The sequence below is a fragment of the Mesorhizobium sp. WSM4904 genome, assembly GCF_029674545.1.
In the GTDB taxonomy this organism is placed as follows: Bacteria; Pseudomonadota; Alphaproteobacteria; order Rhizobiales; family Rhizobiaceae; genus Mesorhizobium.
On the sequence record NZ_CP121354.1, the window covers coordinates 201,373 to 215,181 of the forward strand.

Below are 13,809 nucleotides of genomic sequence, written 5' to 3' on the forward strand. Positions count from 1 at the left end.
TTCTCGTGCATTTACGTCATCGCCTCAGTCGTCGCGCAGCGCGGCTCCCTTGTCGGTCCAGGCCGGCGGCAATCCCATCCGATCGCCGAGGAAGCCGACCAGTCCGGGCGATTTGCCGAATACGTTGCAGGCCGGATATTTCGGCCCGCCGCCGACCATGGCGCGCAATTCCGCCCTCATCGGCAGCGACGGCAGCTTGCCGAAGGGCCTCTCGCCGGTGACCAGGAGCTTGCTGAAATCGTGGCCGAACTTCGCCGCCAGGTCGTAGGCGTCGCCCTCCCGGGCGACCCGGCCGGAATCCAGCAGGGCGTTCGCGCCGCGCCCCCAGATCATGGCTGCCGCCTGCTTGCCGTTGTCAGCGATCGCTTCGGCTTCAAGCGACAGGCTGCCCAAGCCGATCGGCAGGCGCGGAACCGGAACGTGCATTTCAGGCAGCGCGACGGAAACCGCCGTGGACGCGAGTTTCGAAACGCCTGCCGCCAGCGCATTCGTCGGCGCCGCATGCGTTACCATCGCGTGGACCGTCAGGTCGGCCGGCTCGGTCAGGGCGACCACTTGAAAGCGCTGGCTCAGGCCGGAGCAAAGGGTCCTGTCGACGGCATTCGTGATCAGGCCGCGCTGCGCCGACGTCAATGTCGATTTTCCGGCGGCGGGCTGCGAAAAGCCCGTCGGAATGATCCGAACGGTTTTTGCCGCAAGCACGTCGTCCTTGCTCACCCGCATTAGTGAGCGGGCTAACAAACCGTCCGACGGTTTCAACTCGTCATAGGATTGCAGTGAGCCTACCTGATCCAGCGGTGCGGACGCGCAGCCGACCGCAAGCGTGCTCAAGACCAGCACAAACGGCCATATGATGCGGTGGTCCGCGCGGCACGCGCGCGGATCGGCCGGGCCGCGATCGATGTGAGCCTCGCGACGGGAACGCAAGCAAGCTGCCATGGATGCCTCTGCATGGGTGCGCCCGGCGGGGCGTGTTGGGGAGCGCCAATAATTGCACTCAGTGCAATAAATTGATGGCGCCATTATGGCGAGGTGTGATGACGGGCTTGAATATGCGCCAAATTTCTTGTCGCATCCGGGCAACGGTCATGGCAGGAGCACTCCATGAACGATGCGCCAAAACCAGAAGGCCTGCGCGAGCGGAAGCGGCGGGAAACGTCCCGCCGCATCGCCGACGCCGGCCTGAAGGCTTTCCTGGCCAATGGCTACGACGCGACCACGCTTGACGAGATAGCTGCTGCCGCCGGCATCTCGCGCCGGACGTTCTTCCACTATTTCAAAAGCAAGGACGAGGTGCTGTTTGCGTCCTTGGGCAACCACGCAAGCGTGGTCAAAGCATCGATCCTTGCCGAGCCACCCACGGGAACGGCGATCGACATCGCCCGCGACGCATTGCTCAGTATTATCGGCAGCTTCCAGGGATCACAAATGATGGCGACGGCCAAGATCATGCGGGAAAGCAAGACGCTGCGCTCGCGCAGGCACACGGGCTACCTGCAGTTCGAGCAAGCCATTTTCGACGGGTTATGCGAGTTGCAGCCAGACCAAGCCCGCGACGGCCTGCGACTGGTCTCCTTGGTGGCGGTCGTCGCGTTGCGCCTGGCCGTGGAAACATGGCAGCAGCAACACGCCAGGCGCCCGCTGGAAGGATATGTCCGGGATGCGTTTGAAAAACTGAAATCCGGGATTCGATAAGTCCAGCCGCCTGAGACGTCGCAAAGAACACAAGCTGTGTTGACTCATTGTACCGTTCGGTACGATGTCGTTATCGACGATCAAAACCGACAGGAGATCTCATGAGCCGTCCGCCATTGCCGCCCTTCACGGCCGAAACGGCAGCACAAAAGGCGCGGCTCGCGGAAGATGCCTGGAACAGCCGCGACCCGGAGCGGGTTTCGCTCGCCTACACCGAGGACAGCGTCTGGCGTAACCGGGCGGAGTTCATCTCAGGCCGCGGCCAGATCGTCGGCTTCCTCAAGCGCAAATGGGCGCGCGAGCTGGACTATCGCCTGATCAAGGAAGTGTGGACCTGGAACGAAAACCGCATCGCCGTGCGCTTCGCCTATGAATGGCGCGACGACAGCGGCCACTGGTTCCGCTCCTACGGCAACGAGAACTGGGAATTCGACGAGGCCGGGCTGATGCGCCGCCGCGTGGCGAGCATCAACGACCTGCCGATCACGGAGCGTGAGCGGAAATATCATTGGCCGCTCGGCCGTCGGCCGGACGACCATCCCGGTCTTTCGGAACTCGGGCTTTAGAGCATGATCCCAAAAAGTGTGTAGCGGTTTTGGAAAAGATCATGCTCAAACAAGAACGCTAAGCATGCGGCGCATCGCTCCAGATCGCGACCAGTTGCTGGGGATCGTGGCCGAGGTTTTCCGTGACCATGGCTATGAGGGCGCCAGCCTGGCCTTGATCGGCGAGGCGACGAGGCTGGGCAAGGGAAGCCTCTATCACTTCTTTCCCGGCGGTAAGGAGGAGATGGCGAGGGCCGTCATTGCCCATATCAATGGCTGGTTCGAGGACAATGTCTTTGCGCCGTTGCGCGACAGCGCCGATCCGCGGGCCGGGATCGGGCACATGCTCGAAGCGACGGACAGCTATTTCCGCTCGGGACGGCGCGTTTGCCTTATCGGCGCCTTCGCGCTGGATGAATCGCGCGACCTCTTCACCGGCCAAATAAGGGACTATTTCGGCCGCTGGGTCGCGCGTCTCGCCGAAGCGCTCGCGCGATCCGGACTCCGACCGGGCGAGGCCAGCGAGCTTGCCGAGGAAGCCGTCGCCGCCATCCAGGGCGCACTTACGCTTGCCCGGGCCGCCAATGACCTCGATGTATTCTCAAGGGCCTTGCGGCGGCTGCGGGTGCGGCTCGGGCTGCCGGCCGAGGTCTAGCCAAGCACCCTACAAGGGTTCGAAACGGAAACCTGTTTCGGTTCGGGAAACCTTGCCTACGCCCGGCGAATCGAGATGTGCTCCTGCGACGCACCAGGCGCTGTCCGCCGCAAGATCCAGGATGCGCAGCCGGGTTGTCCGCGCCTGGTCCTGGTTGGCGTCGAACTCCCATGCTACCTCCGGCCGATCGAACTGAAGCGACGGCACATGCACGAGGTCGCCCCAGACCAACAATGTTTCGCCGCCGCTCGTGACGCGAAAGCAGGTATGGCCGATTTCATGGCCGGGAGCGGCGATCGCCTCGATGTTCGCGCTCAGGCGCTGGCCAGGGTCCAAAGGCTCTGCCCGATCATGGAAGCGGCTCAACCTCGCTACCGACCGGAACATGTCGAGTTCAGGCCGAGGGACAAGCAAGCGGGCGAGCTGCGGGAAGCCGTCCCGGCCATCCGGACGGATGAGCCCGTGGATATGGTCGAGATGCGTGTGTGTAAAGGCAACCGTGCGTATCCGGTCGACGGCGATCTTCGCCTCGCTCAGCGCCCGCGGCAAAAAGCCCATCGTCGGATGCCAAGCATTCGAGGATCCCGTGTCGATGAGCGCGATTTCGTGGCCGTCGTCAATGGCAAAGGCATTGACCGACAATCTCAAGGCGCCGTCGAAGAGCGGCACCTGCGAGGGAAGATCGTCGCCGAAGGGCTTGTCTCCCGGCTGGCGCAGTCGCCGGACCGGCATGTCGACATGGCCGTCGCGCAGCGACGTGACGGTCATGTCGCCGATTCTATAGGCTGTGTGACGAGGTCCGGCTGAAATTCGTTCCAATGCGTGCTCCGGTTCAGTCGCAAAATCCGAAGTGCGGTTTCGTTAGATCATCTCCAGGCCGCGCTTGCGCGTCGGCGGCGGGAAGGCGCGGTCGAGCTCGGCAAGGTCTTCCGCCGTCAGAGCGATATCGAGCGCGGCGGCGTTCTGGCGGACATGCTCCTGGCGGCTGGCCTTCGGGATGGCGATGACGCCTTTCTGGGCCATCACCCAGGCAAGCGCGACCTGCGCGGCCGTGGCGTTGTGGCGGCCGGCCACGGCGTCTAGCCTGGCGTTGCGCGCCAGGGCGCCCTGCTCGACCGGCGAATAGGCCATCAGCGGGATGCCGCGCTTGAGACTCCAGGGCGCGAGGTCGAATTCCGGGCCGCGGCGCGAGAGGTTGTAGAGGATCTGGTTGGTCTGGACGTTGGCGCCCGAGGGCAGGCCGACCAGTTCCTCCATCTCGTCGGTGTCGAAATTGCTGACGCCCCAGTGGCGGATCTTGCCGGCCGCCTTCAAGGCCTCGAAGGCCTCGACCGTTTCCGACAGCGGCACGCTGCCCGGCCAATGCAGCAGATAGAGATCGATGCGGTCGGTCGCCAGTCGCCTCAGACTGTTCTCGCAGGCCCGCTTCACGCCGGCGCGCGAGGCATTGGTCGGCAGCACCTTGGACACCAGAAAAGTCTCGTCGCGACGCCCGGCGATGGCCTCCGCCACCACCTCCTCGGCACCGCCGCCGGCATACATCTCCGCCGTATCGACGAGCGTGACGCCGAGGTCCAGCCCGAGCTTCAGCGCCGCGACCTCATCGGCGCGGCGGCGCCGATCCTCACCCATCTTCCATGTGCCTTGACCGAGCACCGGAACGGCTTCGCCGGACGGTAGGGTGGTGGTTCTGATTTCAGAAGACATGGACTTGGAAGAGATTGGCTTGGAAGACATGGGCTTGGAAGACATGGGGGGCTTGCTCCGCGTGAAGCCGGATCGCAGCACAACCATGCCTGCAAATCCAGACCGAAGTCCTCGCTTCGTCCGGATACCGGAGCGGAGCGATCACTTCACGGGATGCTTGGCAAGCCAGTCCTGCATCTCTTTGATCTCGGCTTCCTGCGCCTTGACGACACCCTCGGCGAGCTTGCGGATCTCCGGGTCCTTGCCGTTGGCGATCACCACCTTGGCCATGTCGATCGCACCCTGATGGTGCGGGATCATGCCGCGCACGAAGTCGACATCGGCATTGCCGGTGTACTCGATCATCATGTCGCCGTGCATCTTGTCCATCGCCGCCTTGTAGCCGGCGGTGGCGGGGCTATCCGCGCCCATCGCCATGCCCGACATGTCGTGCTTCATCTCCTCGGTCCGCGCCGGAACGCTTTCGAGGAACACCGCGAGCAGCATTCCCGCCGCCATCAGCAGCAGCACGATCTTCTTGGCCAGGGTCATTCAGGTCTCCTTTGCGATTGGATTTTCGTATCTGGGAGCTTCGCTCAGAGTTTCAATGTTCTCAGCCGCAAGGCGTTGGAAATGACGGAGACGGACGACAGGCTCATCGCCGCCGCCGCGATCATCGGCGAGAGCAGCGTGCCGGTGAGCGGATAGAGCACGCCGGCGGCGACCGGCACGCCGAGCACGTTGTAAAGGAAGGCGAAGAACAGGTTCTGGCGGATGTTGCGGATCGTCGCCTGGGCCAGCGTGCGAGCCCTGACGATGCCGTTGAGGTCGCCCTTGACCAGCGTGATGCCGGCGCTTTCGACCGCGACGTCGGCGCCGGTGCCCATGGCGATGCCGACATCGGCGCCGGCCAACGCCGGGGCGTCATTGACGCCGTCGCCAGCCATGGCGACGCCCGCGCCGTGAGCGCGCAGCTCGTCGACCAGCGCGCCCTTTTCGTCCGGCAGCAGGCCGGCACGCACCTCGTCGATGCCGAGCCTGCCGGCGATCGCTTTTGCCGTGCGCTCGTTGTCGCCGGTCGCCATGATGATCCTCAGGCCCTTGTCGTGCAGCGCCTTGATCGCTTCGGCCGTGGTGGCCTTGACCGGATCGGCGACGGCGACGAGGCCGGCGAGCTTGCCGTCGGCGGCAACGAACATCGCCGTCTTGCCTTCGGCCTGCAGCGTTTCCGCCTTGGCGGATACCGGAGCGGTGTCGATGGCAAGGTCGGCCATCATCGCCGCATTGCCGAGCGCGACCTTTTTGCCGGATACCGTGCCGGCAACGCCCTTGCCGGTGATTGCCTCGAAGTTTTCGGCATCGGCAAGCTTGACGCCGCGTTCGGCGGCACCCTCGACGATCGCCTCGGCGAGCGGGTGTTCAGAGCCTTTTTCGAGGGTGGCGGCAAGCGACAGCAGATCATCCTCATCGATGCCCTCGACCGCGACCACGTCCGTCAGACGCGGCCTGCCCTCGGTCAAGGTGCCGGTCTTGTCGACGATCAGCGTGTCGACCGAAGCGAAACGCTCCAGCGCCGCAGCTTCCTTGATCAGCACGCCGGCATGCGCGCCACGCCCGGTCGCTGTCATGATGGACATCGGCGTGGCAAGCCCCAGCGCGCAGGGGCAGGCGATGATCAGCACCGACACCGCCGAGACGATGGCGAAGATCAGGCTGGGCTCGGGCCCATAGACCGCCCAGGCGATGAAGGCAACGACGGCCACCAGCACCACGGCCGGGACGAAATAGAAGGACACGCGGTCGGCCAGCCCCTGGATCGGCGCGCGCGAACGCTGCGCCTTGGCGACCATCTCGACGATGCGCGACAGCGTGGTCTCGGCGCCGACCTTCTCGGCGCGCATGACCAGCGAGCCGTTCTTGTTGAGCGTGCCGCCGGTCAGAGGATCGCCTTCCGTCTTTTCCACCGGAAGCGGCTCGCCGGTGATCATCGATTCGTCGATCGACGAGCGTCCTTCCAGCACGATGCCGTCGACCGGGACGGCGTCACCAGGGCGGATGCGGAGCTTGTCGCCGGTGTTGACGCTGTCCAGCGGAACGTCCTTTTCGGACCCGTCGGCGCCGATCAGGCGCGCCGTCTTCGGAGCGAGGTCAAGCAGGGCGCGGATGGCCGATCCCGTGCGCTCGCGGGCGCGCAATTCCAGCACCTGGCCGAGGAACACCAGCGCGACGATGACGGCGGCGGCTTCGAAATAGACCGGCACGGTGCCATCATGGCCGCGGAACTGATGCGGGAAGATGTCGGGGAACAGCACGGCGACCACGCTGTAGAGATAGGCGGCGCCGACGCCGAGCGAGATCAGCGTCCACATATTGGGGCTGCGGTTCAGGATCGAGTCCCAGCCGCGATGGAAGAACGGAAACGCCGCCCACAGCACCACCGGGCTTGCCAGCGCCAGTTCCGCCCATGTCTTCGTCCGGCCATCGATGAAGCTTTCGAAACTGACACCCAGCATCGGCGCCATGGCGAAGACAAGCAAAGGCACGGACAACACCGCGCTTATCCAAAAGCGCCGCGTGAAATCCACCAGCTCCGGGTTCGGACCCTCATCGCCGGTCGGCACGCCCATCGGCTCCAGCGCCATGCCGCAGATCGGGCAGGAGCCGGGCTTGTCGCGGATGATCTCGGGATGCATCGGGCAGGTGTATTGCGTGCCCTTCGGCATCGGCTCCGGCGCTGGCCGGCCGGCGAGGTATTTTGCCGGCTCGGCCTCGAATTTGCCCTTGCAGCTGCCTGAACAGAAATAGAAGCCCTGCCCTTCGTGGCGGACGAAATGCCTGGCGCTCGCGCGGTCGACATTCATGCCGCAAACGGGATCGGTTGCCGTCAGGTATTTGTCCGGCTCGGCTTCAAACTTCGTGCGGCAGCGCTCGCTGCAAAAATGAAAGGTCCGGCCGCCGTGCTCGGCCGCCGGCTTGCCGGCGGCCGGATCGACCGTCATGCCGCAGACCGGATCGCGAATCACCGCTTCGGCGGCAGGCGCGGTATCCTTTGCGGAACAGCAGGATGCACCGTGCGCATGATGGTGGTGATGGTCGGAATGGGTCATGAGCAAATACCTCGGAAGTCTCGAAATTGAGGCGGAGGTAGTCCTTCCAGTTACTGGAAGGTCAAGGGCCAGAATCGATTTTCGGAAATTCCGGTCGCCCGGCCTTGCGCTGCATCAAATGTAAGCCTTTGGAAACACGGCCGCCGCCCCATACACAGCGCCGGGAAAACGCGCTATAGACGCCGCCGAATGGCAAAGATCTCCCTGAAACTCGACGAAATCATCGACGGCGACGCCTTGCGGCGCGACCTGACCGCGCTGACGGCGGCGAGCGCCGGCGACGGCTCAAGCAAGACCACGCGCACGGCCGTCCTGCAGCTGCTCAAGGGCAGGCTTGGCGAGGGACGAAAGATCGCCGAGGCGATGCTCAAGGAGGATGGCGGCGGCAATGCCTGCGCCGAGCGGCTGTCGCATCTGATGGATGAGCTGATCCGGGCGCTCTACGACTTCGCCGCCACGCATGTCTACCGGGTCAAGAACCGCTCCGCGGCCGAGCGCATGGCGGTCGTGGCGGTCGGCGGCTACGGGCGCGGCACGCTGGCGCCGGGCTCCGACATCGACCTGTTGTTCCTGCTTCCCTACAAGCAGACGCCGTGGGGCGAGCAGATCGTCGAATACATGCTCTACATGCTGTGGGACATGGGGCTGAAGGTGGGCCACGCCACCCGCAACATCGAGGAATGCCTGAGGCTGTCGCGCACCGACATCACCATCCGCACTTCGATCCTGGAAGCGCGCTTCCTGTGCGGCGAGCACAAGCTGTACGAGGAATTGCTCACCCGCTTCGACCACGAAGTGGTGCGCACCACCGGGCCGGAATATGTGCAGGCCAAGCTCGCCGAACGCGACGAGCGCCACGCCAAGGCGGGCGAGAGCCGCTATCTGGTCGAGCCCAACATCAAGGACGGCAAGGGCGGGTTGCGCGACCTGCAGACATTGTTCTGGATCGGCAAATATTTCTACCGCGTGCGCACCGGCGAGGAACTGGTCGAGAAAGGCGTCTTCACCGAGGCCGAATATCGCGAATTCCAGAAGGCCGAGGATTTCCTCTGGGCGGTGCGCTGCCACATGCACTTCCTCACAGGCAAGGCGGAAGAGCGGCTGCATTTCGATATCCAGCGCGAGATCGCCGAGCGGCTCGGCTACACGACCCATCCCGGCCTGTCGGCGGTCGAGCGCTTCATGAAGCACTACTTCCTGGTCGCCAAGGATGTCGGCGACCTTACCCGCATCTTCTGCGCCGCGCTCGAGGAAGAGCAGGCCAAGCACGTGCCGGGCTTCAACCGCATCTTCCTCACCTTCTCGCGGCGCAAGCGCAAGCTCGCCGGCACGTCCGACTTCATTGTCGACAACCACCGCATCAACATCGCCGACGACATGGTGTTCGAGCGCGATCCGGTCAACCTGCTCCGCCTGTTCTGGTTCGCCGACAAGCATGGGCTGGAGTTCCATCCCGACGCGCTGAAGCTGCTCACCCGCTCGCTCGGCCTGGTCAACAAGTCGCTCAGGCGCGACGAGGAGGCCAACCGGCTGTTCCTCGATATCCTGACCTCGGACCGCAATGCAGAGCTCAACCTCAGGCGCATGAACGAGGCGGGACTGCTCGGCAGGCTGATCCCTGATTTCGGCAAGATCGTCGCCATGATGCAGTTCTCGATGTACCACCATTATACAGTGGACGAGCATCTCATCCGCTGCATCGGCGTGCTGGCAGAGATCGAGCGCGGCGACGGCGCCAAGGTGCATCCGCTAGCCCACTCGCTGATGCCGGGATTGAAGAAGAGCCGCGAGGCGCTCTATGTCGCGGTGCTGCTGCACGACATCGCCAAAGGCCGGCCGGAGGATCATTCGGAAGCCGGCGCCAGGATCGCGCGGCGCATCTGCCCGCATATGGGACTGTCGGCCGCCGACACCGAGACCGTCGCCTGGCTGGTCGAGAACCATCTGGTGATGTCGATGACGGCGCAGACGCGCGACCTCAACGACCGCAAGACGATCGAGGACTTTGCTTCGATCGTGCAGTCCGTCGAGCGGCTGAAGCTGCTCCTGGTCCTCACCGTCTGCGACATCAGAGGCGTCGGACCGGGCGTGTGGAACGGCTGGAAGGGGCAGTTGCTGCGCACGCTCTATTTCGAGACCGAGCTGCTTTTGACCGGCGGCTTTTCCGAGGTATCGCGGGCCGAGCGCACCGCGGCGGCGCGCGAGCGGCTGGCCGAGGCGCTGGCCGCCTGGCCGGCGAAAGAGCGCAAGCGCTATGTCGCGCTGCATTACGAAAATTATCTGCTCACCGTCGACCTGCCCGACCAGTTGCGGCACGCCGAATTCGTCCGCGAGGCGGATGCGGCCGGCAAGAAGCTCGCCACCATGGTGAAGACGCATGAGTTCGAGGCGGTGACCGAGGTGACGGTTCTGGCGCCCGACCATCCGCGCCTGCTTTCGGTGATTGCCGGCGCGTGTGCCGCAGCCGGCGGCAACATCGTCGACGCGCAGATCTTCACCACCTCCGATGGGCGCGCGCTGGATACCATCTTGATCAGCCGGGAATTCGACCGCGACGAGGATGAGCGCCGGCGTGCCGAGCGCGTCGGCAAGCTGATCGAGGACGTGCTGTCAGGCAAGAGCTGGCTGCCGGAGATGATCGAGAAGCGCACCAAGCCGAAGCGCGGCGCCAAGGCCTTCCGCATTCCGCCGCGCGCCGAGATCCGCAACACGCTGTCGAACCGCTTTTCCGTGATCGAGGTCGAGGGACTGGACCGGCCTGGCCTGCTGTCAGAAATCACCGGGACGCTCTCCGACCTGTCGCTCGACATTGCCTCCGCGCACATCACCACCTTCGGCGAGAAGGTCATCGACACCTTCTATGTCACCGACCTCACCGGCCAGAAGATCGACAGCCCGACGCGCACGGCCACCATCCACAAGCGGCTGATCGATACGCTCGAAGGCAACGCGCCCGAACGCAACGGCAAGACCAAGGCGGCGGCCGAGTGACATGCATTTGACGCAATTCCGCAGGCAGTCATCCTCCGCATGAGCCTTGTCAAGAAATTCGCCACCGTCGCTTCCGGCACGCTGATGAGCCGGGCGCTTGGTTTCGGCCGCGAGATGCTGATGGCGGCGGCGCTGGGCACCGGGCCGGTCGCCGACGCCTTCAACGCCGCCTTCCAGTTCCCCAACACCTTCCGCCGGCTGTTCGCCGAGGGCGCCTTCAACGCCGCCTTCGTGCCGCTCTTCGCCAAGGAGATCGAGACGCACGGCACCGACGGCGCCAAGCGCTTTTCGGAGGAAGTGTTCGGCGTGCTGTTCTCGGCGCTGCTCGCGCTCACCATCGCCATGGAACTGGCGATGCCGCTGATCGTGCGCTACCTGGTGGCGCCGGGCTTCGCCGACATTCCGGGCAAGTTCGAGACGACTGTCCGGCTTGCGACGATCATGTTCCCGTATCTCATCTGCATGTCGCTGGGCGCCATGATGGCGGGCATGCTGAATTCGCTGCGCCGCTATTTCGCGGCGGCAATCGCGCCCGCTTTCCTCAACATCATCCTGATCGGCGTGCTCGGCTATGCCTGGTATCATGGGGCGGACGCGCATGACGTCGGCTTCGGGCTTTCCTGGGGCGTGCTGGCGGCGGGTATCGTGCAGCTCGCAATCGTCTGGGTGGCGGTGCGCCATGCCGGCATCTCGATCGGCTTCCGCCGGCCGAAGATGACGCCGAACGTCAAGCGGCTCCTGATCCTGGCGCTGCCGGCGGCGATCACCGGCGGCATCACCCAGATCAACCAGCTCATCGGCACTGCGATCGCCTCGGGGCAGAACAGCGCCGTGTCGTCGCTCGCCTATGCCGACCGCATCTACCAGCTGCCGCTCGGTGTCGTCGGCGTCGCGGTGGCGATCGTGCTTCTGCCGGAACTGTCGCGAGCGCTGAAATCGGGCAATCTGATCGAGGCCGCCAACCTGCAGAACCGCTCGGTCGAGTTCACGCTGTTCATGACGCTGCCTGCCGCGGCGGCGCTTTGGGTGATGTCGGAACCGATCGTTCGGCTGGTCTATGAGCGCGGCGCCTTCGCCGCCAACCACTCGACACCGATCGTCGCCTCGATCCTGGCGATCTTCGGCCTCGGCCTGCCGGCCTTCGTGCTGATCAAGGCCTTCACGCCCGGCTATTTCGCGCGCGAGGACACGCGCACGCCGATGATCTTCGCCGCCATCTCGGTCGGCGTGAACGTCGCCACCGCGCTGACACTTTTCCCGTTCATGGGCGCGCCGGGAATCGCGGTCGCTTCGGCGATAGCCGGCTGGGTCAACGCGCTGATGCTGCTCGGCATGCTAATCCGGCGCGGCCATTGGGGCCGCGACATACCGCTGTTGAAGCGCATTCCGCGGCTGGTGCTTTCGGCGGTGGTGATGGCTGCGGCGCTCTACTTCGCCGAGCACTATTTCGCGGCAAAGCTCGGACCGGGCTCACCGCTGGTGGTCAAGGCGACGACGCTGTTCGCGCTCGTCGGCGGCGGGGCGGCACTCTACTTCATCACCGCCTTCGGCACCGGCGGGGCCGATTTCGGCATGATCCGCCGCAACATCAGGCGCGGCGAGGCGAAGGCAGTGCCGCCGGTCACGGAACAGTCTCCAGATCCGTGAGCCTGAATTCGTCGGCCGTAGAGAGCATCGGAACGGCGTAGTAGCGCGCGCAAGCGTAGTGGAAGCAGTCGGCCATATTCAGACGGATGGCGTTGTTGCGATACCGCGACGCGGCCTCGACGGACAGCGATGCTGCCTCGGGCGCGGGCGGAAGCTCGCGCAAGGCAATGGCCCGTTCTTCAAGGAAGCGGCTCACGATCTCCGCGCTCCTCGCAACAGGTATGGCCAGCTTTTCCGGCCGCGCGAGCGCCATCGCGGCCTCCCACATGGCGATCGCCGAAGTGAACGGGGTCGACGTATCAACAACCGCCCGCGCACAGCGCTCGGCCTCGGCTTCGTTGCTCAGCATCGCGACGATGGCGGCGGCGTCGACGAACATCAGTTCTCGCCGGAAAGCTCGTCATAGACCGAGCGCGGCAGCGGGTTGCGCGCCCGCTCGCTGAGCTTGATCCCGAATTCGGCGCGCAGCCTTGCCGCCGTTTCCAGCGGCGTCTCGCGATTGCGGCGCCGCTCCAGGGCTTCGCGCATGGCGATCACGATAGCCTCGGTAATGCCGACACCTTCGACCCTGGCGAAAGCGCGCGTCAGACTATCCGCTTCTTTGTTACTGATGTTGATGGTCATCGCGAGCGCCCACATCGATTGTGTAGCTTACTTAATGTAGCAGGCAACAAAAAGAAATCAACATGCGGCGGGCCGGTTCAGCCTGGACCTTACCCGCGCTCCAGCGCCAGCTTTGCGCCGAACAGGATGAGCAGGCCGCCGGCAAAGCGATCGATGGCGCGGCGCAGCCGCCGATAGCCGTTCGAAACGACTTCGGCCGCGAACAGCCAGACCACGCAGGCATACCAGCCGACCGAGATCGCCACCATCAGCGCGACCGACGCGACGCCGAGCGTCAGCGAGGGCTGTGCCGGCAAGGCGACGGCGAAGATGCTGGCCACCGAAAGCGCCGAACGCGGATTGGCAAGGCTGGTGGCAAGACCGATCCAGAAGGCGCGCCCGGTCGAGAATTTCTTGCCGTCGACAGCCAGCGCGGCATCCGCCGTGCCGCGCTTTTCGGCAAGCACGATCAGCCTCATGCCCGAATAGATGAGGTAGCCGGCGCCGGCGAGCTTCAACGCTGCAAAGGCCCAAGGTGCTGCCAGGAAAAGCGCCTTGATGCCGGCAAGCCCGCAGACGCCCCAGATGGCGGTGGCGATGCCGATGCCGCAGACGGCGGCAAAGCCCGCGCCGCGCGAGCGCGCCACCGCTATCCGCGCCGTCATCAAAAAGTTCGGCCCGGGCGAAACCGCCGCGACCGACCAGACGGACGCCACGGCAAGCAGATGCGAAAGCATGATGAGAACCCCAAACGACACGACAATGCTAGGCCACTTCAATTCCGACTGGCTAGAGCCAACCGAAGTCATGGATCGGGCCTCTTGATCCCGCATGAACCTTCGTCCATAAGCGCGCCGTCGCAAGACTTTCGCCGCGCGCG

Annotated in this window: 13 protein-coding genes; 5 read left to right on the forward strand and 8 right to left on the reverse strand. The window is 64.7% G+C overall.

Annotation, left to right across the window (positions count from 1 at the left end; genetic code table 11):
• Positions 1 to 24: 24 nt before the first annotated feature.
• Positions 25 to 1,023 (reverse strand): DUF3313 domain-containing protein, encoded by a 999-nt coding sequence (locus tag QAZ47_RS00935; protein ID WP_278232174.1) that lies wholly within the window; start codon positions 1,021 to 1,023, stop codon positions 25 to 27.
• Positions 1,024 to 1,104: 81 nt separating this feature from the next.
• On the opposite strand from QAZ47_RS00935, the gene QAZ47_RS00940 reads away from it, so the two are divergent.
• The 3 genes from QAZ47_RS00940 to QAZ47_RS00950 all read left to right on the forward strand — a co-directional run bounded on the left by QAZ47_RS00940 (position 1,105) and on the right by QAZ47_RS00950 (position 2,895).
• Positions 1,105 to 1,695 carry a TetR/AcrR family transcriptional regulator gene (locus QAZ47_RS00940; RefSeq protein ID WP_278232175.1) on the forward strand — a complete coding sequence of 197 codons (591 nt, stop codon included), beginning with the start codon at positions 1,105 to 1,107 and terminating at the stop codon, positions 1,693 to 1,695.
• Between the two features lie 101 nt (positions 1,696 to 1,796).
• Positions 1,797 to 2,261, forward strand: coding sequence for a nuclear transport factor 2 family protein (locus tag QAZ47_RS00945; protein WP_278232176.1), 465 nt, complete (start codon positions 1,797 to 1,799; stop codon positions 2,259 to 2,261).
• A 64-nt stretch (positions 2,262 to 2,325) separates the two neighbouring features.
• Positions 2,326 to 2,895: a TetR/AcrR family transcriptional regulator gene (locus QAZ47_RS00950; protein WP_278232177.1), complete on the forward strand. Its 570-nt coding sequence runs from the start codon at positions 2,326 to 2,328 to the stop codon at positions 2,893 to 2,895.
• Positions 2,896 to 2,904: 9 nt separating this feature from the next.
• On the opposite strand, the gene QAZ47_RS00955 is transcribed toward QAZ47_RS00950, so the two are convergent.
• The 4 genes from QAZ47_RS00955 to QAZ47_RS00970 form a co-directional block, all read right to left on the reverse strand.
• Positions 2,905 to 3,564, reverse strand: coding sequence for an MBL fold metallo-hydrolase (locus QAZ47_RS00955; RefSeq protein ID WP_278232178.1), 660 nt, complete (start codon positions 3,562 to 3,564; stop codon positions 2,905 to 2,907).
• Positions 3,565 to 3,756: 192 nt separating this feature from the next.
• Positions 3,757 to 4,602: an aldo/keto reductase gene (locus tag QAZ47_RS00960; RefSeq protein ID WP_278232179.1), complete on the reverse strand. Its 846-nt coding sequence runs from the start codon at positions 4,600 to 4,602 to the stop codon at positions 3,757 to 3,759.
• Positions 4,603 to 4,743: 141 nt separating this feature from the next.
• Positions 4,744 to 5,133, reverse strand: coding sequence for a DUF305 domain-containing protein (locus tag QAZ47_RS00965; protein WP_278205087.1), 390 nt, complete (start codon positions 5,131 to 5,133; stop codon positions 4,744 to 4,746).
• 44 nt (positions 5,134 to 5,177) lie between these two features.
• Positions 5,178 to 7,688: a heavy metal translocating P-type ATPase gene (locus tag QAZ47_RS00970; RefSeq protein WP_278232180.1), complete on the reverse strand. Its 2,511-nt coding sequence runs from the start codon at positions 7,686 to 7,688 to the stop codon at positions 5,178 to 5,180.
• 189 nt (positions 7,689 to 7,877) lie between these two features.
• Between QAZ47_RS00970 and QAZ47_RS00975 the strand changes: the two genes are divergently transcribed.
• On the forward strand, positions 7,878 to 10,679 hold the full coding sequence (locus QAZ47_RS00975) for a [protein-PII] uridylyltransferase (protein ID WP_278232181.1): 2,802 nt from the start codon (positions 7,878 to 7,880) through the stop codon (positions 10,677 to 10,679).
• Positions 10,680 to 10,718: 39 nt separating this feature from the next.
• Positions 10,719 to 12,326, forward strand: a complete 1,608-nt coding sequence (gene murJ, locus QAZ47_RS00980; protein ID WP_278232182.1) for a murein biosynthesis integral membrane protein MurJ — start codon at positions 10,719 to 10,721, stop codon at positions 12,324 to 12,326.
• Here the strand turns inward: murJ and QAZ47_RS00985 are convergent.
• The 3 genes from QAZ47_RS00985 to QAZ47_RS00995 all read right to left on the reverse strand — a co-directional run bounded on the left by QAZ47_RS00985 (position 12,301) and on the right by QAZ47_RS00995 (position 13,666).
• A complete protein-coding gene (locus QAZ47_RS00985) occupies positions 12,301 to 12,705 on the reverse strand; it encodes a type II toxin-antitoxin system VapC family toxin (protein ID WP_278232183.1) in 405 nt (134 codons plus the stop codon). The genes murJ and QAZ47_RS00985 overlap by 26 nt on opposite strands.
• Positions 12,705 to 12,950 carry a type II toxin-antitoxin system VapB family antitoxin gene (locus tag QAZ47_RS00990; RefSeq protein WP_278205092.1) on the reverse strand — a complete coding sequence of 82 codons (246 nt, stop codon included), beginning with the start codon at positions 12,948 to 12,950 and terminating at the stop codon, positions 12,705 to 12,707. The genes QAZ47_RS00985 and QAZ47_RS00990 overlap by 1 nt, the downstream gene beginning before the upstream one ends.
• 89 nt (positions 12,951 to 13,039) lie before the next feature.
• A complete protein-coding gene (locus QAZ47_RS00995; protein WP_278232184.1) occupies positions 13,040 to 13,666 on the reverse strand; it encodes a LysE family transporter in 627 nt (208 codons plus the stop codon).
• Positions 13,667 to 13,809 lie beyond the last annotated feature (143 nt).